The 24,792-nt window shown below is 70.6% G+C and carries 21 protein-coding genes; 13 read left to right on the top strand and 8 right to left on the bottom strand.

Going from position 1 to position 24,792, the window contains the following annotated elements:
* Window positions 1–182: 182 nt before the first annotated feature.
* On the bottom strand, window positions 183–1,043 hold the full coding sequence (locus ACWGDX_RS02480; protein ID WP_453621419.1) for a hypothetical protein: 861 nt from the start codon (window positions 1,041–1,043) through the stop codon (window positions 183–185).
* Entirely contained in the window at window positions 1,043–2,311 is a 1,269-nt protein-coding gene (locus tag ACWGDX_RS02475; RefSeq protein WP_453621417.1) for a VWA domain-containing protein, read from the bottom strand. Before ACWGDX_RS02475 ends, ACWGDX_RS02480 begins: the two co-directional genes overlap by 1 nt.
* Window positions 2,312–2,439: 128 nt before the next feature.
* Between ACWGDX_RS02475 and ACWGDX_RS02470 the strand changes: the two genes are divergently transcribed.
* Window positions 2,440–3,603, top strand: coding sequence for a lactonase family protein (locus tag ACWGDX_RS02470; protein ID WP_453621442.1), 1,164 nt, complete (start codon window positions 2,440–2,442; stop codon window positions 3,601–3,603).
* Between the two features lie 197 nt (window positions 3,604–3,800).
* The gene (locus ACWGDX_RS02465) at window positions 3,801–4,826 is read left to right on the top strand and encodes a LacI family DNA-binding transcriptional regulator (protein ID WP_453621415.1); all 1,026 of its coding nucleotides are present in this window, start codon (window positions 3,801–3,803) and stop codon (window positions 4,824–4,826) included.
* Window positions 4,827–4,835: 9 nt separating this feature from the next.
* Here ACWGDX_RS02465 and ACWGDX_RS02460 read toward each other — a convergent pair whose 3' ends face one another.
* The 4 genes from ACWGDX_RS02460 to ACWGDX_RS02445 form a co-directional block, all read right to left on the bottom strand.
* A complete protein-coding gene (locus tag ACWGDX_RS02460) occupies window positions 4,836–6,020 on the bottom strand; it encodes an XdhC family protein (RefSeq protein WP_453621413.1) in 1,185 nt (394 codons plus the stop codon).
* Between the two features lie 145 nt (window positions 6,021–6,165).
* Entirely contained in the window at window positions 6,166–8,550 is a 2,385-nt protein-coding gene (pucD, locus tag ACWGDX_RS02455) for a xanthine dehydrogenase subunit D (RefSeq protein ID WP_453621411.1), read from the bottom strand.
* 5 nt (window positions 8,551–8,555) lie between these two features.
* A complete protein-coding gene (locus ACWGDX_RS02450) occupies window positions 8,556–9,119 on the bottom strand; it encodes a (2Fe-2S)-binding protein (RefSeq protein ID WP_453621409.1) in 564 nt (187 codons plus the stop codon).
* Window positions 9,120–9,121: 2 nt separating this feature from the next.
* Entirely contained in the window at window positions 9,122–10,012 is an 891-nt protein-coding gene (locus ACWGDX_RS02445) for an FAD binding domain-containing protein (RefSeq protein WP_453621407.1), read from the bottom strand.
* A 419-nt stretch (window positions 10,013–10,431) separates the two neighbouring features.
* On the opposite strand from ACWGDX_RS02445, the gene ACWGDX_RS02440 reads away from it, so the two are divergent.
* The 9 genes from ACWGDX_RS02440 (at window position 10,432) to ACWGDX_RS02400 (ending at window position 20,538) form a co-directional block, all read left to right on the top strand.
* Window positions 10,432–12,426, top strand: a complete 1,995-nt coding sequence (locus ACWGDX_RS02440) for a PucR family transcriptional regulator (protein WP_453621405.1) — start codon at window positions 10,432–10,434, stop codon at window positions 12,424–12,426.
* 487 nt (window positions 12,427–12,913) lie between these two features.
* The gene (locus tag ACWGDX_RS02435; RefSeq protein ID WP_453621403.1) at window positions 12,914–13,699 is read left to right on the top strand and encodes a hypothetical protein; all 786 of its coding nucleotides are present in this window, start codon (window positions 12,914–12,916) and stop codon (window positions 13,697–13,699) included.
* A gap of 808 nt (window positions 13,700–14,507) precedes the next feature.
* On the top strand, window positions 14,508–15,647 hold the full coding sequence (locus ACWGDX_RS02430; protein WP_453621401.1) for an ATP-binding protein: 1,140 nt from the start codon (window positions 14,508–14,510) through the stop codon (window positions 15,645–15,647).
* Window positions 15,644–16,054 carry a roadblock/LC7 domain-containing protein gene (locus tag ACWGDX_RS02425; RefSeq protein WP_365901767.1) on the top strand — a complete coding sequence of 137 codons (411 nt, stop codon included), beginning with the start codon at window positions 15,644–15,646 and terminating at the stop codon, window positions 16,052–16,054. The genes ACWGDX_RS02430 and ACWGDX_RS02425 overlap by 4 nt, the downstream gene beginning before the upstream one ends.
* Window positions 16,051–16,428 carry a DUF742 domain-containing protein gene (locus tag ACWGDX_RS02420; RefSeq protein ID WP_382851516.1) on the top strand — a complete coding sequence of 126 codons (378 nt, stop codon included), beginning with the start codon at window positions 16,051–16,053 and terminating at the stop codon, window positions 16,426–16,428. Before ACWGDX_RS02425 ends, ACWGDX_RS02420 begins: the two co-directional genes overlap by 4 nt.
* Window positions 16,403–16,993 (top strand): GTP-binding protein, encoded by a 591-nt coding sequence (locus ACWGDX_RS02415; protein ID WP_453621398.1) that lies wholly within the window; start codon window positions 16,403–16,405, stop codon window positions 16,991–16,993. The genes ACWGDX_RS02420 and ACWGDX_RS02415 overlap by 26 nt, the downstream gene beginning before the upstream one ends.
* Before the next feature lie 9 nt (window positions 16,994–17,002).
* On the top strand, window positions 17,003–18,367 hold the full coding sequence (locus ACWGDX_RS02410) for a cytochrome P450 (RefSeq protein WP_453621396.1): 1,365 nt from the start codon (window positions 17,003–17,005) through the stop codon (window positions 18,365–18,367).
* A gap of 235 nt (window positions 18,368–18,602) precedes the next feature.
* Window positions 18,603–19,724: a cytochrome P450 gene (locus ACWGDX_RS02405; RefSeq protein ID WP_453621394.1), complete on the top strand. Its 1,122-nt coding sequence runs from the start codon at window positions 18,603–18,605 to the stop codon at window positions 19,722–19,724.
* 49 nt (window positions 19,725–19,773) lie between these two features.
* Window positions 19,774–20,538: an enoyl-CoA hydratase/isomerase family protein gene (locus tag ACWGDX_RS02400; protein ID WP_453621392.1), complete on the top strand. Its 765-nt coding sequence runs from the start codon at window positions 19,774–19,776 to the stop codon at window positions 20,536–20,538.
* A 205-nt stretch (window positions 20,539–20,743) separates the two neighbouring features.
* On the opposite strand, the gene ACWGDX_RS02395 is transcribed toward ACWGDX_RS02400, so the two are convergent.
* Window positions 20,744–21,535: a GntR family transcriptional regulator gene (locus ACWGDX_RS02395; protein WP_453621440.1), complete on the bottom strand. Its 792-nt coding sequence runs from the start codon at window positions 21,533–21,535 to the stop codon at window positions 20,744–20,746.
* Between the two features lie 321 nt (window positions 21,536–21,856).
* Here ACWGDX_RS02395 and ACWGDX_RS02390 point away from each other — a divergent pair, with 321 nt between their 5' ends.
* Together ACWGDX_RS02390 and ACWGDX_RS02385 are read left to right on the top strand one after the other, a co-directional pair.
* Entirely contained in the window at window positions 21,857–22,705 is an 849-nt protein-coding gene (locus tag ACWGDX_RS02390; RefSeq protein ID WP_453621390.1) for a (2Fe-2S)-binding protein, read from the top strand.
* A gap of 210 nt (window positions 22,706–22,915) precedes the next feature.
* Window positions 22,916–23,965: a DUF2637 domain-containing protein gene (locus tag ACWGDX_RS02385; RefSeq protein ID WP_383039692.1), complete on the top strand. Its 1,050-nt coding sequence runs from the start codon at window positions 22,916–22,918 to the stop codon at window positions 23,963–23,965.
* A gap of 214 nt (window positions 23,966–24,179) precedes the next feature.
* On the opposite strand, the gene ACWGDX_RS02380 is transcribed toward ACWGDX_RS02385, so the two are convergent.
* Entirely contained in the window at window positions 24,180–24,581 is a 402-nt protein-coding gene (locus tag ACWGDX_RS02380) for an ATP-binding protein (RefSeq protein WP_363081420.1), read from the bottom strand.
* Window positions 24,582–24,792 lie beyond the last annotated feature (211 nt).

Here is a 24,792-nt window from a genome sequence, read left to right as displayed (position 1 = left end):
GGCCCCGGGAGCGTTCCCGGGGCCCGCGCTGTCCGTCCTGTCCGTCGACCGCCTGCCCGGCCGGCCCGGCCGTTCGGTCGGAGGCCGTACGAAGGCGGCCAGACCCCGTACGAGGACGGTCAGGCGCCGTACGGGAGCGGTCAGGCCCCGTACGAGGACGGTCAGGCGCCGTACGGGAGCGGTCAGGCCCCGTACGAGGGCGCCGACGGGCGGCGGGACGGGCGCGCCAGGGTGTAGCCGGCGATGCCCGCGAGCGCGCCGAGCACACCCCCGGCCACGGTCCAGATCCAGCGGTCCGTCCACCGGCCCGAGGACCAGCCGTCCTCCGGCTCGGAGGCGAGCGCCGTCCCGTCCTCGCCGTCGTCCGTTCCGCTCCCGCTCCCGCTCTCGTTCCCGGTGCCGGTCTCGGTGGACGCGTCGGCGACGCCCGGTACCAGCGGCGCGGCCAGCTTCCCGCCGACCGCGTACGCCCCGCCCCGGTCCGCCGTGGACGCCTCGATCTCCGTGCGCACGGGCAGCCCGAGATCCTCCTCCTGCGCGTTCACGACGGTGAGACGTACGTAGTAGCTGCCGGGCAGCGGATCGTTGGCCCAGGGCTCGGCCCACGCCCGTACGGTACGGAGCGTGCAGCGCAGCGCCACCGTGTCCGCGTCCGCGGCGACCGCTCTGGTCTGGGCACCGTTCACACAGGGCTGGCGGCGGCGCAGCCCGTCGTAGACATCTACCCGCCAGGTGGCCGCGCCCTTCCGGGCGGCGGCGGATCCGGGCAGTGTGACCGTGGCGGTCACGGTCGGACGCTGTCCCACGTCGGCCGGGAAGACCCAGTAGAGGTAGTCGCCCGTGGAGGCCTCGGCCGTGGCGCGCTGCCCCGGCCTGAAGGCGGTGGCCGTACGGAAGGACGTGCCCGCCTCGGTGGGCCCCGCGGCGCTCTCCGACCCGTCGGCGGTGGGTGTGGGTGTCTCGTCGGCGACGGCGCCGGCCGCCGTACCGAGCAGCAGCGCTCCGGCCAGCAGGGGGCCCGTGAGCATGGCGGTGATACGCATCAGTTGGTCCTCCGGACGACACGCAGGCGGGAGATCCAGCCCCACAGCAGTCCGGCGACGAGGCCGGTGAGGACCAGGGTGGCGAGCAGCCACCAGCCGCGGCCGAGACCGAACGCGGCGATGTCGGACGCCTCGTCGGGCGAGTCCACCAGGTCGACGGTCAGCTCGACGGGCAGACCCGGGGTGGTCTTCACGGAGTCCGGCGCGGAGAAGGCGTTGCTGACCTGGAGGCAGACCGTCTCCGCCGCCGGCTTCACACCGTCCACGTCGTCGGCCGGCGGTTTCGGATAGCGCAGCCCCGCCGAGATCACATCGGTGCGTCCGTCACCCGCCTCCGCGCCCCGGACGATCTCCCTGCCGTGCACGGTCACGGCGCGCAGCAGTACCGCGTAGTCCCGGTCGACGGCGCGGTCCGCGGCGACACTCACCGAGGCACGCAGCTCCTGGCCGGGAAAGACGTCCACGCGGTACCAGCGGTGCTCGGAGAACTCCTCGCGGTCGCTGTAGAGACCGGGCTTGATCAGCGGGGCGTCCGCGCAGCGCGCGGCGCCCTCGGTCGCGACCGGTGTGACGACGGGGTCGGCGGCCCGGTCGACGAGCTGTTTGACCCGGCCGGAGAGCTCGTCGGTGTGCCGCACGGAGGTGTAGGTGCCACCGGTGGCCTCGGCGATACAGGTGAGCTGGCGCCGGGTCTTGGCGTCGGGCACGAGCCCCAGGGTGTCGATGGTGAGATGGATGCCCCTGGCCGCGATCTCCCGCGCGACCTCGCAGGGGTCGAGCGGGGCGCAGGTGTCCTCGCCGTCGGTGATGAGGACGATACGCCGGGTGGCGTCACCGCCGTCGAGGTCCTCGGCCGCGCCGAGGAGGGCGGGTCCGATCGGTGTCCAGCCGGTGGGCACGAGGGTGGCGACCGCGGTCTTCGCCTCCGTACGGTCCAGCGGTCCCACGGGGTAGAGCTGCCGGGTGTCCTTGCAGCCGACCTTGGTGTCCTTGCCCGGATAGTCGGCCCCGAGGGTGCGGATGCCCAGCTCCACCTCTGGCGGCACCGCGTCCAGCACCTCGTTGAACGCCTGCTTCGCCGCGGCCATCCGGGACTGGCCGTCGATGTCACGGGCCCGCATGGAGCCGCTCACATCGAGTACGAGATCGACCTTCGGTGCCGGTTTCCCGGTAGGTTCATCGGCGGCGGCAGCGGGAGGGAAGAGCCCTACGGCCAAAGTGGCCACCAGACCGCACACGGCGGCTGCCGACCGTCTACTTATGATCATCGCCGGATGATATGAGAATGGTACGAGGGAACCAAACGCAAGCCGACGGAGCGTCAAGAAGGCCCAAGAAGGTTTCACACAAAGGAGGTTGCGGCGTGGGTGGAGTGAACAGAAGGCGGTTCATCGGCATGGGAGTGCTGGCCGCCACCTCGGTCCTCGCGGCGCCCGCCGCCGACGCGCGGCCGTCCCCGCCCGGACCCGCCACGGGCCCGGCCGACACCCCGGCCGCCCCCTCCCGGCCGCGCGCCGCCGCCCCCCGGCCGCTCTTCCTCGGTACGTACACCTCCGCCGCGGGCGGCGGGAGCGGTGTGGGACTCGCCACCTACGATCCCGTGACGGGCGCGGTCTCGGGCACCGGAACGCTCACCGGCGTCGAGAACCCGTCGTACCTCGCCGTACATCCCGACGGCTCCACGCTCTACACCGTCGACGAGCAGCAGAACGGCGGTGTCACGGCGATCGCCCTGGCCGAGGACGGAGACCACCGGATCCTCGGCACCCGGAGCACCGGCGGGGCCGGACCCACCCATCTCTCGGTGCATCCGCGGGGGCGGTGGCTGCTCAGCGCGAACTACACCTCCGGCAGCGTGGCCGTGCATCCCGTCGAACCGTCCGGCGCGCTCGGCGAGCGCACGGATCTGGTGACACACTCCGCTCCGCCGCCCGGCCCCGGCCAGGACGGGCCGCACGCCCACCAGATCATCACCTCCCCGGACGGCGGCCATGTCCTCGCCGTCGATCTCGGCAACGACACGGTCCACACCTACCGTCTGGACACATCGGCGGGGACGCTCACCCAGGTCTCGTACGCGCGGCTGCGCCCCGGCGCGGGCCCCCGCCATCTCACCTTCCATCCGTCGGGCGCGTACGCCTATCTCGCCAACGAGCTGGACAACACCGTCGTCGTCTGCGCGTACGACCCGGGAAGCGGTCTGCTGACCCCCGGCGAGCCGCAGTCCACCGGCACGGGCGGCGCGGACGGCGGTTTCCCGGCCCAGCTCGTGGTCACCGGCAACGGCGCCTTCGCCTATCTCGCCAACCGCGGTCCCAACACACTGACCCGGTACGCCGTCGGAGCGGGCGGCGCGACGCTCCGGCTGCTGGACACCCTGCCGGCCGGGGGCGACTTCCCGCGGCAGCTCGCCCTCTCCCCCGACGGGAATCTGCTGTTCGCGGCCAATCAGCGGTCGAACTCGGTGACGGTCTTCCATGTCGACCAGGAGGGCGGTGGACTGCGCCCGGCGGGCGAACCGTTCACCTCGCCGGTCGCGGTCTGCGCGCTGCCGCTGTAGACGGCCGGGCCGGTCAGGTCTGGGCCGGTCCGGTCCGATCCTGTACTGTCCCGGCCTGTCCCCTTCCCTGCCACTTCGCCGTTCTCGCGCACTTCGCCGTTCTCGTGCATGGGAGCGCTCCCAGTGATTGGATGGCGACCAGCCCGTTCCCCGCTCCTGGATCAGGCTCAGGCACACTCGCGACGGGAGGCCGCACGATGGCGACGAGGGGACGTACGGGCCAGCCCACCCTGGAGGAGGTCGCCGCGCTCGCGGGCGTCGGCCGGGGCACGGTGTCCCGCGTCATCAACAACTCACCGCGGGTGAAGGACACCACCAGACACCTGGTCGAGCAGGCGATCGCCCAGCTCGGCTACATACCCAACCGGGCGGCCCGCGCCCTGGCGGGGAGCCGTACCGACGCCGTGGCCCTGGTGATACCGGAGACCGAGAAGCGGTTCTTCGCCGAGCCGTACTTCTCCGACATCGTCCACGGCGTGGGCGACGGTCTCGCCGACACCAATCTCCAGCTCCTGCTCACCCTGGTCCGTACGGAGAAGGAGCGGCAGCGCTTCCTCCAGTACGCGCGCGCCCGCAGGATCGACGGCGTGCTGCTCGTCTCCCTCCACGACAACGACCCGCTGCCCGATCTGCTCGCCGGGATGGAGATGCCCACCGTGCTCAGCGGCCGCAGATCCGGCGACGAGTCCGTGTCCTATGTCGACTCCGACAATGTGGGCGGCGCGCGGGCCGCCGTACGCCATCTGTCGGCGTCGGGACGGAGCGGGATCGCCACCATCACAGGACCGCTGGACATGTATGTGGCGCAGTGCCGGCTGCGCGGGTACGAGGAGGCCGTACGAGGCGCGCCCGGCGGCCCGCGCCCCTCCTGGGTCGCCCACGGCGACTTCACGGAGGAGAGCGGACGCCGTGCGATGGCCGAGCTGCTGGCACTCCATCCCGGGCTCGACGCGGTGTTCGCCGCCTCCGACGTGATGGCGGTGGGTGCCCTGCACACACTGCGGGCGGCGGGCCGCCGGATTCCCGAGGACGTGGCCGTGGTGGGCTTCGACGACTCCCCCATCGCCCGCCATACGGATCCCCGGCTCACCTCGGTGCGCCAGCCCGTGGAGGAGATGGGACGGACCATGGCGCGGGTGCTGCTGGAGTCGATCAGCGATGCCTCGTCGGCCTGGCAGCATGTGGTGCTGCGGACGGAGCTGGTGCGCCGGGCGTCGGGGTGACACGCCTGCTCAGGCCGCGGAGTCGATCCGTTCCGCCGGTGTCCGTCTCCGCTGCCGCTCGCCCGCGCGCGGCCCGTCGTGGTGGATCGGGGTGTGCGCGCCCTTCAGCGGGACACCGCTGCCGCCCCGCCGCGCCGCGACGATCTCCGCAGCGATCGAGAGCGCCGTCTCCTGGGGCGTACGCGCGCCGAGGTCCAGTCCGATCGGTGAGTGCAGCCGGGCCAGTTCGAGTTCGGTGACACCGATCTCGCGCAGCCGTCTGTCGCGGTCCTCATGGGTCCGCCGGGAGCCCATCGCGCCGACGAAGGCGACCGGAAGCCGCAGGGCCGTCTCCAGCAGCGGCACATCGAACTTGGCGTCATGGGTCAGTACGCAGAGCACCGTACGGCCGTCGGTCGCGGTCGACGCCAGATAGCGGTGCGGCCAGTCCACGACGATCTCGTCGGCGTCGGGGAAGCGGGTCCGGGTGGCGAAGACGGGCCGCGCGTCGCACACCGTCACGTGGTAGCCGAGGAACTTGCCGGTGCTGACGAGCGCCGAGGCGAAGTCGATGGCCCCGAAGACGATCATGCGCGGGGGCGGCACGCTCGACTCGACGAACACCGTCAGGGGCTGTCCGCAGCGCGATCCCCGCTCACCGATGACGACCGTGTCCGTGCGGCCCGCGTCCAGCAGGGCGCGGGCCTCCGCCGCCGCCGTACGGTCCAGCTCCGGATGCCCGCCGAGGGTGCCCTCGTACGAGCCGCCGGGGCGTACCAGCAGGGCGCGGCCCCGCAGTTCCTCCGGTCCCCCGGTGATCCGCGCGAGCGCCGCCGGCTCCCCGCGCGCCGCGGCGGCCAGCGCCCCCGCGAGCACCGCGCCGACGGGATGTCCGGGGACGTCCGCCGCTATCGGCGTCACCAGGATGTCGATCACTCCACCGCAGGTCAGCCCCACGGCGAAGGCGTCGTCGTCGCTGTAGCCGAAGCTCTGGAGCACGGTGGCGCCGTCCTCCAGCGCCTGCCGGCACAGTTCGTACACGGCCCCCTCCACACAGCCCCCGGAGACCGAGCCGATCGCCGTGCCCTCGCTGTCGACGGCGAGCGCGGCGCCCGGCGACCGGGGCGCGCTGCCGCCGACCGCCACCACCGTGGCGACGGCGAAGCGGCGTCCCTGCCCGACCCACCGGTTCAGCTCTTCGGCGATGTCCAGCATGGCGGTCTCCTCAAGGCTCTGATGGGGGCGGACCCCGGTCTCCGGGGCCCGGCCCTCGGGTCTCCGGGGTCCGGCCCTCGGCGGTCCTGGGCGCCCCTCGGCGATCCTGGCTGACGGGACGTCACGTGCGGTGGCGGGTGGGCCGTCAGGTCCCGGTGAGATGCTCCGGGCGTACCGGTGTCCTGTTCAGCTCCAGACCCGTCGCGTTCCTGATCGCCGCGAGCACCGCGGGGGTCGACGAGAGGGTCGGGGCCTCGCCGACACCGCGCAGTCCGTACGGCGCGTGGTCGTCGGCCAGTTCCAGCACATCGACGGGGATGGTCGGGGTGTCGAGGATGGTGGGGATCAGATAGTCCGTGAAGGACGGGTTGCGCACCTTCGCGGTCGTGGGGTCGACGAGGATCTCCTCCATGACCGCGATGCCCAGGCCCTGGGTGGTGCCGCCCTGGATCTGGCCCTCGACGGAGAGCGGGTTGAGCGCCTTGCCGACATCCTGGGCGACGGCCAGTTCGATCACCTTGACCAGGCCCAGTTCCGTGTCCACCTCGACGACCGCGCGGTGCGCGGCGAACGAGTACTGGACATGGCCGTTGCCCTGTCCCGTGCGGAGATCGAAGGCCTCGGTCGGGCGGTGGCGCCACTCCAGCTCCAGCTCCACCGCCTCGTCCCCCAGGACGTCCGCGAGATCGGCGAGGACCTCACCGGCGTCGGTGACGACCTTGCCGCCTTCGAGCAGCAGCTCGGCGGTGGCCCACGCGGGGTGGTACGTACCGAACAGGCGCCTGCCCCGCTCCAGGACCTTCTCCCGGACGGCCTCGCAGGCGTGCCTGACCGCGCCGCCCGTGACATAGGTCTGCCGGGAGGCCGAGGTGGATCCCGCGGAGCCGACCCGGGTGTCCGCGGGCTGGATGGTGACCTGGGCGACGCCGAGTTCGGTCCGGGCGATCTGCGCGTGGACAGTGACGCCGCCCTGGCCGACCTCCGCCATCGCGGTGTGGACGACGGCGACCGGCTCCCCGGCGATCACTTCGAGCCGTACGCGCGCGGTGGAGTAGTCGTCGAAGCCCTCGGAGAAACCGACGTTCTTGATGCCGACCGCGTAGCCGATGCCCCGGACGACCCCTTCGCCATGGGTGGTGTTGGAGAGTCCGCCGGGCAGGGCGCGTACGTCCGCCTCCTCACCGGCCACGAGCCACTGCCGCTCGGGCGGCAGCGGCCGGGCCTTGACACGGCGCAGCAGTTCGGCGACGGGCGCCGGGGAGTCGACGGGCTGGCCCGTCGGCATCAGCGTGCCCTGTTCCATGGCGTTGAGCTGCCGGAACTCCACCGGGTCCAGATCGAGCGCCGCCGCCAGCCGGTCCATCTGCGCCTCGTACGCGAAGCACGCCTGGACGGCGCCGAAGCCGCGCATGGCGCCGCAGGGCGGGTTGTTGGTGTAGAGCGCGATCGCCTCGATGTCGACGTTGTCGATGGCGTACGGGCCGGCGGAGAGGGAGGCGGCGTTGCCGACGACGGCCGGGGAGGAGGAGGCGTACGCGCCGCCGTCCAGGACGATCCGGCATCTCATATGGGTGATCCGGCCGTCGCGGGTCGCGCCGTGCTCGTAGTGGAGCTTCGCCGGGTGGCGGTGGACATGGCCGAAGAAGGACTCGAACCGGTTGTAGACCATCTTGACCGGTTTGCCGGTGCGCAGTGCCAGCAGACAGCCGTGGATCTGCATCGACAGATCCTCCCGGCCGCCGAAGGCGCCGCCGACCCCGGAGAGGGTCATCCGGACCTTCTCCTCGGGCAGCCCGAGGACCGGGGCGATCTGGCGCAGGTCGGAGTGGAGCCACTGGGTGGCGACATAGAGATCCACCCCGCCGTCCTCGGCGGGCACCGCGAGACCGGACTCCGGGCCGAGGAAGGCCTGGTCCTGCATACCGAAGACGTAGTCGCCCGAGACGACCACGTCGGCGCGCGCGGCGGCGGCGTCGGCGTCGCCGCGGACGATCGGCTGGCGGTGCACGATGTTCGGGTGCGGGACATGGCCGATGTGGTGGTCCGTACGGCCCTCGTGGATCAGCGGTGCGCCGGGTGCGGTGGCCGAGGTCTCGTCGGTGACGACGGGCAGTTCGGCGTAGTCGACCCGGATCCTGGCGGCGGCGCGGCGCGCGGTCTCGGGGTGGTCGGCGGCGATGACGGCGACCGGCTCGCCGTGGTGGCGGACCTTGCCATGGGCGAGGACGGGGGTGTCCTGGATCTCCAGCCCGTAGTTCTTCACCGGGGCCGGGAGGTCGTCGTAGGTCAGTACGGCGTGAACACCGGGGGTGGCGAGGGCCTCGGTGATGTCGATCGACCGGATCTCGGCGTGCGCCACGGTGGAACGCACGGTGTGGCCCCACAGCATGTCCTCGTGCCACATGTCGGAGGAGTACGCGAACTCGCCGGTGACCTTGAGGGTGCCGTCGGGACGGAGTGTCGACTCGCCGATGCCGCCGCTGGTCCGGGAGCCCTGGCTGAGGCTGGTGGGGGTTCCGGTGGTGGGCATGCCCCTCAGACCGTCCCTTCCTGCCGGGCGGCCGCGAGGCGGACCGCGTCGAGGATCTTCTCGTAGCCGGTGCAGCGGCAGAGATTGCCCGAGAGCGCCTCCCGGATGTCCCCGTCGCTCGGGGAGGGGGTGCGCTCCAGCAGTTCGTCGGCCGCGACCACCAGCCCGGGGGTGCAGAAGCCGCACTGCACGGCGCCCGCGTCGATGAACGCCTGCTGGACCGGGGACAGCTCGCCGCCCTCACCGGTGTGCGAATCGGAGCCCCGGGCCGCGCAGGTGCCCGCGCCGCAGGCCTTGCCGGGGTGGGCCGCGGCGCGGTGGCCGGCGTACTCCGCGAGGCCCTCGACGGTGATGACCTCACGGCCCTCGGCCTGACCGGCCGCCACCAGACAGGAGCAGACCGGGACCCCGTCCAGCCGTACCGTGCAGGAGCCGCACTCGCCCTGTTCACAGGCGTTCTTGGAGCCCGGCAGGCCCAGCCGCTCGCGCAGGACGTAGAGCAGGCTCTCGCCCTCCCAGACGTCGTCGGCCCGCTGCTCGCGTCCGTTGACCGTGAAATGCACGCGCATGGCTATGCGGCTCCTTCCAGAGTGCGGCCGGTGCCGCGGTACCGCTCCCAGGTCCAGCCGAGCTGGCGGCGGGCCATGACGGCGACCGCGTGGCGGCGGTAGCGCGCGGTGCCGCGCACATCGTCGATGGGGTTGCAGGCACCCGCGGCGAGCATGGCGAACTGCCGGGCGATGGACGGGGTGATGATCCGGCCGCTCTCCCAGAAGCCGCCCTCGTCGAGCGCCGCGTTCAGGAACTCCTCCGCCGCACGGGCCCGTACGGGGGTGGGCGCGGCGGAGCCGATACCGGTCCGTACGGTGCGGGTCGCGGGGTGCAGGGCGAGTCCGAAGGCGCAGACGGCGATGACCATCGCGTTGCGCGTGCCGACCTTCGAGAACTGCTGCGGACCGTCCGCCTTCCTGATGTGCACCGACCTGATGAGTTCGTCGGGGGCGAGCGCGTTGCGCTTCACCCCGGTGTAGAAGGCGTCGATCGGGATACGGCGGCTGCCCCGTACCGACTCGGCCTCGACCTCGGCGCCGGCGGCGAGCAGGGCGGGATGCGCGTCACCGGCCGGGGAGGCGGTGCCGAGGTTGCCGCCGACGCCGCCGCGGTTGCGGATCTGCGGCGAGGCGACGGTGTGGGAGGCCAGCGCGAGGCCCGGCAGCTCGGCCCTGAGGTGCTCCATGATGCGGGTGTACGGGACGGAGGCGCCCAGCTCGACGATCTCCTCGCCGACGGCCCAGGTGCTCAGCTCGCCGACGCGGTTCAGATCGAGCAGGTACTCCGGCCGCCGATGGTCGAAGTTGATCTCGACCATGACGTCCGTACCGCCCGCGATGGGCACGGCCGTGGGGTGCTCCGCCTTTGCGGCGAGCGCCTCCTCCCAGCTCGCTGGACGAAGGAAGTCCATGATGGCTCTCTTCTTGATCGGTGGCGTGATCGGTGGCGCTGCGGGAACGATGACGATCCTGACCGGTCTTGATCGGGGCTATTCATGAGCTGTTAACGCTGTGTGGCACAAGTACACAAGTAGTGCTCCGCCTGGTGCAGTCACTGAAACCATGAAGGAGTTGGCTGGTCGACTTCCGGGTCTTGTAGATTCGAACGAAAGACGGGACTCGGTAACCGTGAGGCTTTCCTCCTGAAACATGCGTACGCGGGCTGTGCGCGCACACCATCGTCTTCAGTGCTGTGAGCTTCACCCCTGGTCTTCAGGACCCCCCTGGGCTTCAGGACCCCCTGCGTTTCAGGAGCCCTGAATTCCACGACCCGAGCCACTCGGCACCGACGGGTGGGCGATCACGAGAGAGATCGGCGGCGACGAACGAGATGCGGCTGCGCGCACTGCTGGGAACCGATGCGCTGGGCCTGCGGCTGCTGGGCGGCGAGGACGAACTGGACCGCACCGTCCGCGGGGTGATGACCACCGATCTGCGCGATCCGAGACGCTATCTCTCCGGCGGTGAGCTGGTGCTCACCGGTCTCGCCTGGCGACGGCACCCCGAGGAGTCGGAGCCGTTCGTCCGTCTGCTGGTCGCCGCCGGGGTCGCGGCGCTGGCCGCGGGCGAGGCGGAGCTGGGCGATGTCCCGGACGACCTGATCACGGCGTGCGCTCGCCACCGGCTGCCGCTCTTCGCGGTGAGTGAGGACGTGGCGTTCGCGACGATCACCGAGTACGTGGTCCGCCAGGTGTCCGGGGAGCGGGCCGACGATCTGGCCGCGGTCGTGGATCGCCACCGCCGGCTGATGACCGCGGGCCCGGCGGGCGGCGGCCCGGATGTGGTCCTCGATCTGCTGGGCTCCGATCTCGATCTGCGGGCCTGGGTGCTCTCCCCCACCGGCCGGCGGATCGCGGGCGCCGGTGAGCCGCTGTCCCCGGCGCGGGCCGCCGCGCTCGCCGGTGAGCATCTCGCCTCGATCCGCGCGGGGCGCCGCAGCCCGTACCGCACGACCGTCGAGGGGACGGCGTACTCCCTGTTCCCCGTGCGCGCCCCGGGGTTCGAGCCGGTCCCCGCCCGCGGGGCGACGCCCGCCGGTCCCCGCGATGGACGCGGTGTACGGGACGTGCCCGGTGTACGGGACGTGCGCGAGACCGTGCTCTCCGACTGGCTGCTGGTGGTGGAGGCGGACGCGGGCGACTGGCCCGCGGCCCGGCTCGATCTGCTCCAGGGCGTCACCCAGTTGATCGCGGTGGAACGTGACCGGCGGGACGCGGCCCGTGCGGTACGGCGCCGGCTCGCCCAGGAGGTGCTGGAACTGGTCCAGACGGGCGCGGCCCCCGCCGAGATCGCGGCGCGGCTGCGGGTGGCCGCCCCGGTGCTGCTGCCGGGGCTGGGCATCGCGCCGCAGTGGCAGGTGGTGGTGGCCAGGGTGGAGTGGGGCCAGGACGGGCGGGACAGCCGGGACGGTACGAACGTTCCGAACGGCCCGGACAGCCCGTACGGTCCGGACTCGGAGGGTACGAAGACGGCCCTGAAGGCGGCTCTGGCGGGCGGTCCTGTGGCGCAGGCGCTGCTGGAGGAGATCCTGATCGACCCCGCGGCGGGCGGAACGGGAGCCGGCGCGGCGGGAGCCGGAGCGGCCGGCATAGGGGCGGACTCCGCCGACCGGATCGCGGTGGCCCGGACGGAGGACGAGGCGATCGCACTGGTGCCGCTGCCCGCGGCGTCGACCAGGTCATCCCAGATGCCCCGGACATCCGAGCCGGCGGACGGACAGGGGCACGGGCCCGGCCGGGCGGCGAACCCGGCGGACTGCCCCGCGACGGGACGGGAGCCGGGCCGGGCGCCGGGGCAAACACCCGGTCAGGCGCCGGAACTCGGCGGCCCGGGACTGCACGCGGACGCGCTTCTGGCCGCCGTACGGGGCCCCCTGACGGCGGGTCTGGCGGACGACGGACGGCTGACCCTGGGCGTCAGCGCGGCGGTCCACTCGGCGGAGGGGCTCCGCGGCGCGCTGGAGGAGGCCCGCCACGCCCGCCGGGTGGCGGCGGCCCGGCCCGGCCGCGTCTGCGCGGCGGGCCACCATGAACTGGCGTCACACGTACTGCTCCTCCCCTTCGTCCCGGACGATGTCCGCCGCGCCTTCACCGCGCGTCTGCTGGACCCTCTGCGCGGCTACGACCGCCGTCACCGCGCGGAGCTGATCCCCACCCTGGAGGCCTTCCTCGACTGCGACGGCTCCTGGACCCGGTGCGCGGCCCGGCTGCATCTGCATGTGAACACGCTGCGGTACCGGGTGGGCAGGATCGAACAGCTCACGGGTCGCGATCTGTCGCGGCTGGAGGACAAGCTGGACTTCTTCCTGGCTCTGCGCATGAGCTGACGCGCGGACGGGAACCGCCGGCCCCGGCCCCGCGCGACATCGCGGGGCGCGGGGGCGGGGCAGGGGCAGGGGCGCGGGGCGCGGGCGGGACGGAACGGTCCGGGTGCCACCGGGTGGCATGTCGCGCCATGGCCACGCCACGCCATGGCCATGTCCACGCCGCGCCATGTCCACGCTGGTTGACGCCATCACCCGATACGGGCATGGAAAGATCCAACTCCGCCGTGAGGACGGGCCTTCAACAGCGCGGCCACCGACCGTACCGTCACCGTCGCCGCAGGTGACAGCCCTTCCGAGGCCCTTACGCCCCCGTGGCGGCACCCTCGGGGACCACCGTCAACCGCCCACGCGGAGCGGCGTCGGCGACCGCGGGATTGTGAAATTTTTCACCTGACCTATTGGCCCGGCGTGCCCATCCGTGCTGAGATGCGTCCACACTCAACAGCACAATGGCGCGCTCGGGGAGGGCAATGTGGCGCATACCGCCATGTCTGGTTCCGGAACCACTGCCGGTGACGACCCACTCCAGACCGCGGTATGGCGGCTGCGCTCACGCGGCTGTTGGACCGACGCAGCGGCCCTGCTCGCACCGCACACCGCCGCCCCCGCGCCGGCGCTCCAGCGGGCCTCGCTGCTCGTCGAGCGCTGTCTGTTCACGGGGGGCGGCTGGGCGGAGGCCGAGGACGCGCTCCGCTCGGCGGAGGCCACGGCCCGCGAGGACCACGAACGGGGCGCCGCGGCCTGCGAGCGCGGTCATCTCGCCTACGCCTCGACCGTCCTCGGCGTACGCGACCGCGCGGACGAGGCGCGCGCGGCGCTCGGCAGGGCGGCCGCCCTGCTCGATCCGACGGACCCGGGCCGCGCCCTGCTCGACTTCCGGCGCGGGCTGATCGCGGAGCATCTCTCGGACTCCCCGCAGTCCGCCCGCGCCGCGTACCGCCGCGCCCACGCCGCCGCCACGGCGCACGGCGAGACGCTGCTGCTCTCCTTCACCTGGCGCCATCTCGCCGGACTCGCGCTGCGGGAGGGCGAACTGGCCGAGGCGAGACACGGCTTCGGCGAGTCCCTCCGTATCCGTGTGGAGCTGGGCTATCTGGTCGGTACGGCCCCGGCCCTGGCGGCCCTGGCCGATGCCGAACCCGAGCCGGAGGCCACCCGTCTGCGCGAGGAGGCGGGCCGTCTCTTCCGTCTGCTGGGCGGCGTACCGACCTGGCTGGCGGACCAGCTCGCACCACGGGCGCCGGTCGTCGGACCGCGGGCCGCCGACGTCTGACCCGTACGCGCCGACCGGTGCCCCGCACACCCGACCGGTGACCACGCGGGCGCCGACCGGCCGGGCGCGTCCCCCGGCCGCCGGCGCCACCCGGCCGGCCGCGTCACCGTGGCCGGGCGGGCGCGACGGCTCCGAGGACTCCGGCGGCTCCGGGCACCGCGGCCTCGGTGCGGGCGTCGACCGCCGTTGCCCGCCACGAGCCCGCCACGAGCCCGTCGCCGATCGCGCGCCGGCAGATACGGCGGCAGTGCCGGCCCGGTCGTCCACACGCTGCCGAACGTCGCGCCGGTGACAACCCGACCCCGCTGACTCGCCGCGAGCCACCACAGGTACCCTCCGGCACTACGACGATCCGGAGTCCCCGGATCCTTGTACGAGTCAGCCATGTCCGCACCCTCACGATCCGGAGGCACCCCGCACGGTCCCGCGCTCCCGCCCCGACGTACCGTCAGACAGCCGCTCCGACCAGGGGTTCCAGACACCAACGCCCCCAAAGGCGGAGCCTTGCTGAATTTCCGTCAGATGCCGGAAACGGAACAGAAGGACATGGACGTCGAGCCTTGGTGTGATGATAAGATCGCCGAGCTTGCCAAGCGGTGGTAAACCCGCTATGGCATAAAGGGAAAGTCAGCGCATCGGCCCAGAAATCCGCCACCCCGGGGAGAGCTATGCCATCAGCCGGGCCTTTCAAGGCAGTCCGGCGGGCGAGTATGCGCGGCCGATCCCGTATGTCTGAGACTGTGAGCGCACTCGAACGCAGCGTCCAGACATTCAGTGTCCGGTGCCCCAGTCGCCCGAAGAGAGCCTTATGACGCAATACTTCCAGGATCCAGCGCTTTGGGGTCTCATAGCAGCTGGTACTCCTGTCGCCGCGACCGCGATCATTCGCGGTAGAAAGTCGATCGCCGAACTCAAGAAGGAAAAACAGGAACTCAGGGCACATTACGCCAATCTGGAAGATCACTACACCGAGGCCGTCGAAGAGGCCAAGGACAGGGCGGAAGAGGCCACCAAAACCGCTCTGAAATCCGCGATGCGGACACTCCAGGGTCTCGCCAGCGAGCAGCAGCTCGCCATCACCAAACTCCAGGACAAGTACGGAGAATTGCAGATTCTCCAGGACCTCCTCGACATCGACCACATGAATTCGCAGTTCGCACGGCGTGCGCAGTCCATCGCCGTCCTCTGCGACGGATGGCTCGGCCGCCAGCGCGCCTCGGCCTCCCTCTACGACGTGGTCCGCAGCGCGAAGGGCCGTATCCGCCACTTCACGCGCGTCGAGATCCGGGCCCAGAGCAATTTCGCCATCGTCAGCCGCGCCGTCGAACCGGTCGCGCTCACACTCGCCGAACTGCTGGACAACGCGACCAGTTACTCGGCGCCCGAGACGATGATCGAGATCAATATCCGGCCCGTGCCCAAGGGCGTCTGCATCATCGTCGACGACGCCGGTGTCGGCATGAACGAGGAAGAGAAGAGCCGGGCCGCCAAGCTGCTGTCCAGCGAACGCTCCCCCGGTGTCTCCGGTCTCGGCAACCCGCCGCAGTTCGGATTCACCGTGATCGGTGTGCTCGCGGCCCGCTACGGCTTCACGGTCTCGGTGGACTCGACCTCTCCGTACGGTGGCGTGCGCGCGGTCGTGCTTCTTCCCGAGGAGCTCCTCACGTCCATGCCCGCGCCCGTGCTCGAGCCCGAGGAGAAACCCGCCATGGCCGCGTCCTCCCCGATGCCTCCGGAAGAGACCCCGGCGACGCGCGGCACCACCTTCGGCGGACTGCCGAAGCGCCGTCGGCGCGGCGCGATATCCATCGTTCCGGCGGCCGACAACACGGAGACCCCTGCCCGTTCCAGCGAGCAGGCCGCCTCCGTCATGGGCGCGTTCCAGCGGGGAACGCAGTCGGGCCGTCGTTCCACCAACGCAAGCAGCGAAGGGCATGAGTCTCAGTGAATTACGATCTGTCATGGATGCTTGACAGTGCTCTGGAAGTGCCCGAGGCGCGCCACGCGATCCTTGTCTCCGCGGACGGTCTGCTCATGGCCCGTTCGAACGATGTCGGCAAGGACCACGCCGACACCGTCGCCGCCGCGATGAGCGGAATGCAGTCGCTGAGCCGCACGGTGGCCGACTTCTGCGGCGGCCCCCCGAACGAGCGGCCGCAGTGGCGCCAGACCCTGGTGGAGTTCGACCACGGCTGGGTCTTCCTCATCTCCGCCGGCGAAGGTGCCTATCTCGCCGTCTCGGCGTCGCCCGAGGTCGACATGGCGGAGATCACCTTCCGTATGATGCAGCTCGTCGGCCAGCTCGGTAAGTCCCTGACCAGTCCCCCTCGCGAGATTGCTGACACCAAGGCATGACGACTCCGGACGAGCCCGAGCTGGAACATGCAGCGCCCTTAGTGCGACCGTACGTCATCACCAACGGCCGCAATCTGCTGGATGATGGCGAGTTCTCACTCATCACTCTGGTCACGGTGTCCCCCGACGGCCCCAGAACCGGGCATCTCGATCCCGAGAAGCACCGTCTGCTGGATCTGTGCGCCGGCGGTTATCTCTCGGTCGCCGAAATAGCCGGACACACCAATCTGCCCGTCGGCGTCGTCAAAATTCTGCTGTCCGATCTCACGGAGCAGGGGTATCTCACCACGCGTGCCCCTGTACCTCCCGCGAAGCTTGTCGAGCGGCACATACTCGAGGAGGTGCTGAATGGCCTTCAAGCCCGTTTTGGATGACGGCGTCTATCTGCGCAATTCAGTGCAGACGGCGGCGAAGATCCTTGTCGTCGGCCACTTCGCCGTCGGCAAGACGACGTTCATCGGGACCATGTCCGAGATTCCGCCGCTGCGCACCGAAGAGGTGATGACGCAGGCGGGCGAGGGAGTGGACGACCTCAGGGGCACCCCGGGCAAGACCACGACGACCGTGGCCATGGACTTCGGCCGGCTCACCCTCAGCGAGAGACTTGTCCTCTATCTCTTCGGCACCCCTGGACAGCAGCGCTTCGTCCAGGTGTGGGAAGACATGTCCCGGGGAGCACTCGGGGCATTGGTGTTGGTGGACCCCCAGCGTCTCGAAGAGTCCTTCGCGGTGATGGACCTGGTCGAGCACTACGGAATCCCGTACGCCATTGCCGTCAACCGCTTCGACGGCACACCGAGCCACACGGACGAGGAGATACGGGAAGCACTCGACCTGCTCCCCGAGACGCCTCTCGTCAATTGTGACGCACGCGACCAGCGTTCGTCAGCGAATTCGCTCATGGTCCTTATCCGTTATCTCCAGTCGCGCCTCAGCTAGGAGTTCGCCATGCAATCCCACTCGGAACACCAGGCGCCACCACCGGGCTGCCCCGCTCACAACAGCGGCAAGAACGTGCCCCTGCACGGACCCGAATTCGCCGCCGATCCCCAGGCGTTCTACGAGTATCTGCGGCAGCACGGTCCCGCGGCACCCGTCGAACTGGCTCCGGGTGTGGAGGCCTCTCTCGTCACGGACTACGCCGCGGCGCTGCATGTGCTCCAGAACCCCGACACCTTCGCGCGTGACTCGCGCCGCTGGCGTGCCCTCAACGAGGGCCGGATACCGGCGGACAGTCCCATCCTGCCGATGATGGCCTACCGGCCGAACTGTCTGTTCTCCGACGGTGCCGACCACCTGAGGCTCCGTCAGGCCGTGACGGAGTCGCTGGCCAAGATCGACACCCATCGGCTGAGCCGGCACACCGACCGTGTCGCCGCGTATCTCATCGACCAGTTCAGCAGCCGCGGCAAGGCCGATCTGGTCAGCGACTACGCGCAGCTGGTGCCTCTGCTGGTCTTCAACGACATCTTCGGCTGCCCCGCCGAGATCGGCGACCGGCTGGTCTTCGGTATCTCCAGTCTCTTCGACGGAGTGGACGCGGAGAAGGCGAACGAGGTTCTGACCGAGGCCCTGATGGAGCTGGTCGCGCTGAAGCGCGCCAAGCCGGGCGACGATGTCACCTCCTGGCTGATGCAGCATCAGGCGCGGCTGTCCGACGAGGAGATGATCCATCAGCTCGTCACGCTGATCGGCGCGGGCACCGAGCCCACGCAGAACATCATCGCCAGCGCGCTGCGGCTCCTGCTGTCGGACGACAAGTACGCCGGGGGACAGCACGCGGCCGGTCTGCTGGTCGAGGACGCCATCAACGACGTGCTGTGGAACAGCCCGCCGATCGCGAACTACGCCGTGCACTACCCCATGTACGACGTCGACCTGTCCGGGAGCAAGCTGGACGCCGGCGATCCCGTCGTCATCAGCTTCGCCGCGGCCAACACCGATCCGAGCCTGTCCGTGAGCCGGCAGACGCTCAGCAAGCGGGCCCATCTCGCGTGGGGCGCGGGGCCGCACGCCTGCCCGGCCAAGGACCCCGCCCTGCTGATCTCCGTCATGGCGATCGAGAAGCTCCTCAACAGCCTGCCGGACATCGAGCTGGGCGTCCACGCGGACAATCTGTCCTGGCGGCCGGGCCCGATCCACCGGGCGCTCAACGCCCTGCCCGCCCGGTTCACCCCGGTGCGCAGGGAGAAGAGGACGACCGCGCCTCAGCCGAGCCCCTCACGCACTGTCGGAAATGCCCCGGTTCCGCCGCAGCACGCGGCGCAGAAGGGTACCTGGTGGAGCGGATTCCTGTCCTGGTGGAAGGTGTGACATGCCCAACAATAGGGGACGATTTACCCTCGCATGAATGTTCAACCATAGGGGTAGACAGGGTTGGCGAATCTTATGTGATCTCTTAAAAGAAGGAGTCGCTGTGGAGCCTTCCCTGGCCACCTCATCCGTCGATCGACGCTCTGTGGTTTCGCTATTCTCCCGTCTGCGCACTTCGGGCGGCCAGTCAAATCCATTGCCTTTCTACAAAGAACTCAGGGCAATGGGAAATATCATGCCCGCCCCCTGGGGCGGGCACCTGGTGACCTCCTACAAGCTGTGTGACCAGGTACTGAGGGACAGGGCTTGGCAGGTGCCGGGCAACGAGTGGCGCACCCGGCAGAAGGACGCCGCACGCTGGAGTGCACCTGCCTCGCTCCAGATGGGGAGCACCCTGCCCATGCTCAACCCGCCGCATCACACCCGGATGCGGCGGTCGGTGGGCAATATGTTCGACCGTAAATCCCTCGACGCCATGAGGAATTCGATCGACCGAATAACCGAGCGGCTCCTCGACCAGGTCCGGGAGGAGTTGCACGACGGTGAACCGGACTTCGTGGAGCTGGTCTGCGAAGAATTGCCCGTAATATCGATCGGTGAATGGCTCGGACTGCCGGCCGCAGATTATCCGCTGCTGCGTTCGCTCACCCACGACCAGGTATTCACCCAGGAATTGTTCCCGTCGCCGAGCCAGCTCGCGCTGTCCGACGCCGCGACGGGGCAACTGCGGGAGTACTTCACCGAGCTGATCCGGGAGCGCCGCAGGGCGCCCGGGGACGACAAGGTCTCGGCCTGGATACGGACCTGGGACGAGCTGGAGCCCGACCAGGACGCCGCCGACGCCGCCGTCCACTCGCTGGCGCTCTTCGTGGTCCTGGCCGCTCTGGAGACCACCTCGCATCTGCTGGCCACCCTGGTGTGGCTGCTGCTGGAGCATCCCCGCCAGCTCGACTGGGTGCGCACGCACCCCGAGCACATGCCGGGTGCGATCGAGGAGACCCTGCGCTACGACCCCCCGATCCATATGATCAGCCGGATCGCCGCGGAGGACACCACGCTGGCCGGTACGCCCATCCAGCGCGGTGAGATGGTGCAGCTCATGGTCGGTGCCGCGCATCACGACCCGGACCAGAACGGCGATCCCGACATCTTCGACATCCGCCGCAAGGCCTCGCACCTCAGCTTCGGCGGTGGGATCCACTACTGCCTCGGGGCGCCGCTGGCCAAGCTGGAGGCGGCATCCCTGCTGACCACGCTGCTCAGGCGGATGCCCGGACTGCGTCTCGCCGACGGACCGTCCTACGCCCCCCGGGTGGCCTTCCGCCGCCTGAAGTCGTTCCGCGTGACGGCTTCCTGACGGTACGGCATCCCATCGGCAACGTGGCACGACCTACTCGAGGAACAGCATGATGGAAGACTTCAAGGCTCTTCAGGTCCTGCGCGAAGGGCCTGTCCTGAGGGTGCGGCTGAACAGTCCGGAGACCGGGAACGCGGTCTCCGGGCCGCTCCTGGACGAACTCCTCGCCGTACTCGACACCGTTCACGGCGACCCCGCCGTCCGCGTACTGGTCCTCTCCGGCGCGGGGGACGACTTCTGTCTGGGCGGTGACCGCGGCGAGTTTCCCGGTCTGCTCGCCGAGCATCCCGGTGGTGCGGGTCTGCACGCCCTCGGCAACAAGGCCCGGCGGATGTGCGACGCCCTCGCGAGCGTCCACGCGGTGACCATCGCGCAGTTGCACGGTGGCGTGGTCGGGGCGGGGCTGGGGCTCGCGGTCTTCTGCGATCTGCGCGTGGGGGCGGACAACTGCCGCTTCAGAATGCCGGAGCTGGGTCTCGGAGTGCCCCCCGCCTGGGGAGGTGTGATGTCCCGGCTGCTCGGCGAGGCGGGCACCGCCAGGATCCGTGAACTGATGCTGACGGCCGAGAACTTCGACGCGGCCAGAGCGGCCGAGCTCTCCATACTCCACAAGGTCGTCCCGGTGGAGGAGCTCGACCAGACCGTGGCGCGGTGGACCAAGCCACTGCTCCGCAGGTCACCCACGGCACTGCGGACCACCAAGGCCATGCTGAACGCCTACGCGGGGGCCAACCGGCTCGCCGACGCGACCTTCTTCGACGCGGAACTGCTGACGGCGGCCGTGGCGGCCTCGGAAGCCGCACGGCGGCGATAGACGCCTTCGTGGCCGGCCGCCCGGGGCCGCCTTCGGCCTGACGACACGTCATTCCAGCGCGTCCTTGTTCCAGCACGTCATTTCCGGTGTGCGCCATTCCGGTGCGCCATCCCGGTGGGTCGTTTCCGGTGGGTCGGTACGGCAAATCAGCATGGCGAACCGGTCCGGCATATAAGTCCGGCACGTAAGTCCGGCATATGGCATATCAGTCCGGCGCCCCGGCGAAGTGCTCCCGTACCAGGGACTGAATCACCGTCAGATCCCTTGTCTCCAGGGCGTCCAGAAGAGCCGAGTGCTCCGCCGCGTCGGCGACCAGATCGGCGCGGCGCACGGCCGGGGCGCTGACCAGCGGCCACTGGGAGCGGCGGTGCAGGTCGTCCGCGACCATGACCAGCTGCTCATTGCCGCAGAGCGAGAGCAGCGCGCGATGGAAGGCACGGTCGCTCTCCGCGTACGCCGCACGGTCCCCGACGGCGGCGGCCGTGGCGGTCGCCTCCGCCAGCGGACGTAGTTCCGCCCAGCGTTCGGCGGGTACGGTACGGGCCAGCCGCAGCATCACCGGTACCTCGATCAGCGCACGCACCTCGGCCAGCTCCGCCAGCTCCCGCGCACCGCGCTCGACGACCCGGAAGCCGCGGTTCGGGACGACCTCGACCGCGCCTTCGAGCGCGAGCTGCTGCATGGCCTCGCGTACGGGCGTGGCGGAGACACCGAAGCGTTCGCCGAGCACGGGGGCCGAGTAGACCTCACCGGGGACCAGCTCGCCGACGACGAGCGCGGAGCGCAGGGCGTCGACGATCTGTCCCCGTACGGAGTGCCGGCGTACGACCCGGGGCGCGGGCGGCTCGCTGTGGGTGTGCTCGCCCCGGACCGCGCGCCGGGTGTCTCCCCCGGCTTCCGTACGCGTCTGCTCGGGCACACGCCCTGATGCCCCGGAACCGGTCCCGTCAGCGGTGGCCGCCGCGGAATCGGCCGCGCGCGAGGCCCCCGCGGTGATCCCCGCACCGGCGCCCGGACCGGTGCCCGCCGGACCGGTGCCCGCCGGATCGGTGACCCCCGGACCGGCACCAGGACCGGTGCCGGAGACGGTGCCCTGACCGCTGTCCCGGCCGGTCCGGTGCGGGGTCGGCGCGGCGCTCCGCGACGCCCTGCCGCGCTGCTCCACCCCGCCCACCTCCGCCCGCCCACCGTCGCCGTCAGCCCGGCCCGGCGCCGGAGTCATCTGTGCACGATAGGCCGCCCTTGCCGGACTTCAAACCCGATCACATCGGGTAAGGTAAGGCTTACCTGCAAACGATCCCGATTCGGTGGTCCCTGCATGACCGTGCCCACTCTGCTGCCCGGCCTTCCCATCTCTCCCGTGACGGACGCGTACACCCGTCTCACCGAGGTGTTTCCGTCGCTGAGCATCGACCACCTCGCCGACGGCGAGCGGCCCCCGCTCGACGGCGGCTGGGTCGGCGCGGCGGATCTCGCCGCCGGGGGCGTGGCACTCGACACATTTCTCGCCTGGGACGAAGAGCAGGTCAGCCAGGACTACGGACAGCGGGCACGCCCCGATGTGATCGCCAGTTTCGCGCTGCACCGCTATGCCTGGCCGGCCTGTCTGCTGATCACCGTGCCCTGGTTCCTGCACCGCAGGGTGCCCCGGGTCCCCGTCGGGAATGTCTTCCTCCAGCGCGCCCTGGGCCGGATGAGCGTCCGGATCCAGGACTTCGCCTGCCTGCCGGACGACCCCGCCGCGGCGCTGCCCGGCGCCCGGGTCGTACCGGACGAGGAGGCACTGCGCGCCGAGGTACGGGCCGCCGCCGCCGAGCATCTCGGACCGGTTCTGGACGGCTTCGGTCCCCGTATGCGGCGGGGCCGCAGGGCGCTGTGGGGGATGGCGACGGACGAGATCGTCGAAGGCCTCTGGTACATCGCCGAACTCCTGGGCGAGGAGCGGCGCGCGATGTCGGAGCTGGAGCTGCTGCTGCCGGGCACGACCGGACCGTATGTCGGCACCGCGGGTTTCCGCGAACTGACGGGCCCCGGCGGGGAACCGCTGCCGACCCGCGACCGGGCGAGCTGCTGCCTTTTCTACACACTCCGCCCGGAGGACGCATGTGGCACATGTCCACGCACATGCGACGCCGATCGTGTCCAGAAGTTGAGTGCGGGCGTCTGACCCCTCGTCACTCAAGGAGCCACGCCACCCGCTAGGGTGATATTAATCGAACATGACAGCCGCCTCCCGTGCGGCAGTTCTGGTTGATCGCGCCTATCAGTGTGCCCCACCACCTCGTTGGCGTCTTCTTGCTCCAAAACCCCCTGAGCGGCACCGCTCTTCCGCCAATATGGCGCCCGAAAAGCCCTACTGCGATGCAAGGAACACCGCATGCGACTGACCGACATATCGCTGAACTGGCTGCTTCCCGTCGGCGTGCTGATCGTCGGAATCCTGGTGGCGGTGGCAGTGCTCGCGCGCGGTAAGCGCGCCGGTGACAAGGCCGCGGCCGAGGATTCATGGGAACGCAGTGAAGAACGCCGCAGAAGGAAGGAGACCATCTACGGCGCCGCCTCCTACGCACTTCTGTTCTGCTGTGCGGCGGTCGCCGCCGCCCTCTCGTTCAAAGGCCTGGTCGGATTCGGCCAGGAGAACCTCAGCCTGAGCGGCGGCTGGGAGTACCTCGTCCCCTTCGGTCTCGACGGCGCGGCGATGTTCTGCTCCGTGCTCGCCGTGCGCGAGGCCAGCCACGGTGACGCGGCCCTCGGCTCGCGACTGCTGGTGTGGACGTTCGCCGGCGCTGCCGCCTGGTTCAACTGGGTGCACGCGCCCCGGGGTCTGGGCCACGACGGCGCCCCGCACTTCTTCGCCGGCATGTCGCTCTCGGCCGCGGTCCTCTTCGACCGCGCGCTGAAGCAGACCCGCCGGGCGGCGCTGCGCGAGCAGGGCCTGGTGCCCCGTCCGCTGCCGCAGATCCGGATCGTACGGTGGCTGCGCGCTCCCCGTGAGACCTTCGGCGCCTGGTCGCTGATGCTGCTCGAAAACGTCCGCACGCTGGACGAGGCGGTCGAAGAGGTCCGCGAGGACCGCCGTCAGAAGGAGCAGAACCGGCACCGCAGGCGTGAGCAGCAGAAGCTGGACCGTGCGCAGATCAAGGCGCTCAACCGTCAGCACCGGGCCTGGGGGCGCGCCCGCGGTGGGCGTCAGGTGCCCCTGACCGCGGGAAGCGGTGGATCGTCACCGGCCGCCGTCGAGGCCGCCGCGGAGCCTGCTATAGCGGAAAAGGGTCAGCTGCCTCATCGGTCCCCGCTCTCCCTTCAGGCCGTCAAAGGCGGTGAGGCCCGGACCGTGGACCTGACCGCGGAGGACGACACCCAGGCCCTCCCCCGGCTCGACTCCCTGGAGCGCAAGCTCACGGACCTGGAGCGCCAGTTCGGCTGACCAGGATCCACCGGACACAGCAACCGGACCGGTGTGACGGACTCCCGTCGCGCCGGTCCGCTGTTGTGTCTCCCGTGCGCCCCCACGTATCCGGCGCGCTGTTGTGTTGTCCCGCGTGTGGTCGCGTGTGCTGTCCCGGTGGTTTTCGCGTGTGTCCCGGTGGTTTTCGCGTCTGCTGTCCCGGCGTGTGCTGTCCCGGCGGCGCCGCTCGTGGCTACGCCGCTTCCGCGTTCATCTCGAACCAGACCACCTTGCCCAGCGGCCGGGCCCGTATGCCCCAGTCGTCCGCCAGGGTCCTCACCAGCGCCAGACCCCTGCCGTGTGTCGCGTCGTCCGCCGCCGGCGGCTGTGTCTCGGGCCTGGTCAGCGGCTGGGGCAGGGCGGCGACGAAGTCCCGGACCTCCACCCGCAGCCGTGAGTCCGCGACGGTCGCCGTGACCACCGCGCCCTGTTCGGTGTGCACCAGCGCGTTGGTGACCAGCTCGCTCATGAGCAGCTCCGCCACCTCCGCCGAATCCCGCTCCCGCCAGTGCAGCAACATCTCCCGCAAGGCGTGCCGCACTTCCGGGACGGCCGCGAGATCGGCTCCTCCCACTCTGCGCCGTAGCCCTGTCATGGTTCTGTCCCCCCGTTCGTACCGGTGACGGATCCCGTTCTCGGACGCTCATCGGGAGCATGCCCCCGCCCCGATCACGGCACTCGTGTCGTCGGTCATGGCGTTCGTCACCTACTCGCCACGGTGTGGCGGATATGTGGGGGCGGTGTGGTGAAGTGAGGAAGGAGTGATACGAGGACCGACCGTCCGGCGGGTGCCGGGTGGGCCGGTG

The sequence above is a fragment of the Streptomyces sp. NPDC055025 genome, from assembly GCF_053608565.1.
The sequence above is the reverse complement of the archived record's forward strand: the minus strand, read 5'-3'. Positions and strand labels throughout refer to the sequence as shown.

What these genes read in the sequence shown, in the direction of transcription:
- ACWGDX_RS02480 (WP_453621419.1), bottom strand. Translation starts at nt 1,043, where the DNA reads ATGCGTATCACCGCCATGCTCACGGGCCCCCTGCTGGCCGGAGCGCTG.
- ACWGDX_RS02475 (WP_453621417.1), bottom strand. Translation starts at nt 2,311, where the DNA reads ATGATCATAAGTAGACGGTCGGCAGCCGCCGTGTGCGGTCTGGTGGCC.
- ACWGDX_RS02470 (WP_453621442.1), top strand. Translation starts at nt 2,440, where the DNA reads ATGGGAGTGCTGGCCGCCACCTCGGTCCTCGCGGCGCCCGCCGCCGAC.
- ACWGDX_RS02465 (WP_453621415.1), top strand. Translation starts at nt 3,801, where the DNA reads ATGGCGACGAGGGGACGTACGGGCCAGCCCACCCTGGAGGAGGTCGCC.
- ACWGDX_RS02460 (WP_453621413.1), bottom strand. Translation starts at nt 6,020, where the DNA reads ATGCTGGACATCGCCGAAGAGCTGAACCGGTGGGTCGGGCAGGGACGC.
- pucD (WP_453621411.1), bottom strand. Translation starts at nt 8,550, where the DNA reads ATGCCCACCACCGGAACCCCCACCAGCCTCAGCCAGGGCTCCCGGACC.
- ACWGDX_RS02450 (WP_453621409.1), bottom strand. Translation starts at nt 9,119, where the DNA reads ATGCGCGTGCATTTCACGGTCAACGGACGCGAGCAGCGGGCCGACGAC.
- ACWGDX_RS02445 (WP_453621407.1), bottom strand. Translation starts at nt 10,012, where the DNA reads ATGGACTTCCTTCGTCCAGCGAGCTGGGAGGAGGCGCTCGCCGCAAAG.
- ACWGDX_RS02440 (WP_453621405.1), top strand. Translation starts at nt 10,432, where the DNA reads ATGCGGCTGCGCGCACTGCTGGGAACCGATGCGCTGGGCCTGCGGCTG.
- ACWGDX_RS02435 (WP_453621403.1), top strand. Translation starts at nt 12,914, where the DNA reads ATGTCTGGTTCCGGAACCACTGCCGGTGACGACCCACTCCAGACCGCG.
- ACWGDX_RS02430 (WP_453621401.1), top strand. Translation starts at nt 14,508, where the DNA reads ATGACGCAATACTTCCAGGATCCAGCGCTTTGGGGTCTCATAGCAGCT.
- ACWGDX_RS02420 (WP_382851516.1), top strand. Translation starts at nt 16,051, where the DNA reads ATGACGACTCCGGACGAGCCCGAGCTGGAACATGCAGCGCCCTTAGTG.
- ACWGDX_RS02415 (WP_453621398.1), top strand. Translation starts at nt 16,403, where the DNA reads ATGGCCTTCAAGCCCGTTTTGGATGACGGCGTCTATCTGCGCAATTCA.
- ACWGDX_RS02410 (WP_453621396.1), top strand. Translation starts at nt 17,003, where the DNA reads ATGCAATCCCACTCGGAACACCAGGCGCCACCACCGGGCTGCCCCGCT.
- ACWGDX_RS02405 (WP_453621394.1), top strand. Translation starts at nt 18,603, where the DNA reads ATGCCCGCCCCCTGGGGCGGGCACCTGGTGACCTCCTACAAGCTGTGT.
- ACWGDX_RS02400 (WP_453621392.1), top strand. Translation starts at nt 19,774, where the DNA reads ATGATGGAAGACTTCAAGGCTCTTCAGGTCCTGCGCGAAGGGCCTGTC.
- ACWGDX_RS02390 (WP_453621390.1), top strand. Translation starts at nt 21,857, where the DNA reads ATGACCGTGCCCACTCTGCTGCCCGGCCTTCCCATCTCTCCCGTGACG.
- ACWGDX_RS02385 (WP_383039692.1), top strand. Translation starts at nt 22,916, where the DNA reads ATGCGACTGACCGACATATCGCTGAACTGGCTGCTTCCCGTCGGCGTG.
- ACWGDX_RS02380 (WP_363081420.1), bottom strand. Translation starts at nt 24,581, where the DNA reads ATGACAGGGCTACGGCGCAGAGTGGGAGGAGCCGATCTCGCGGCCGTC.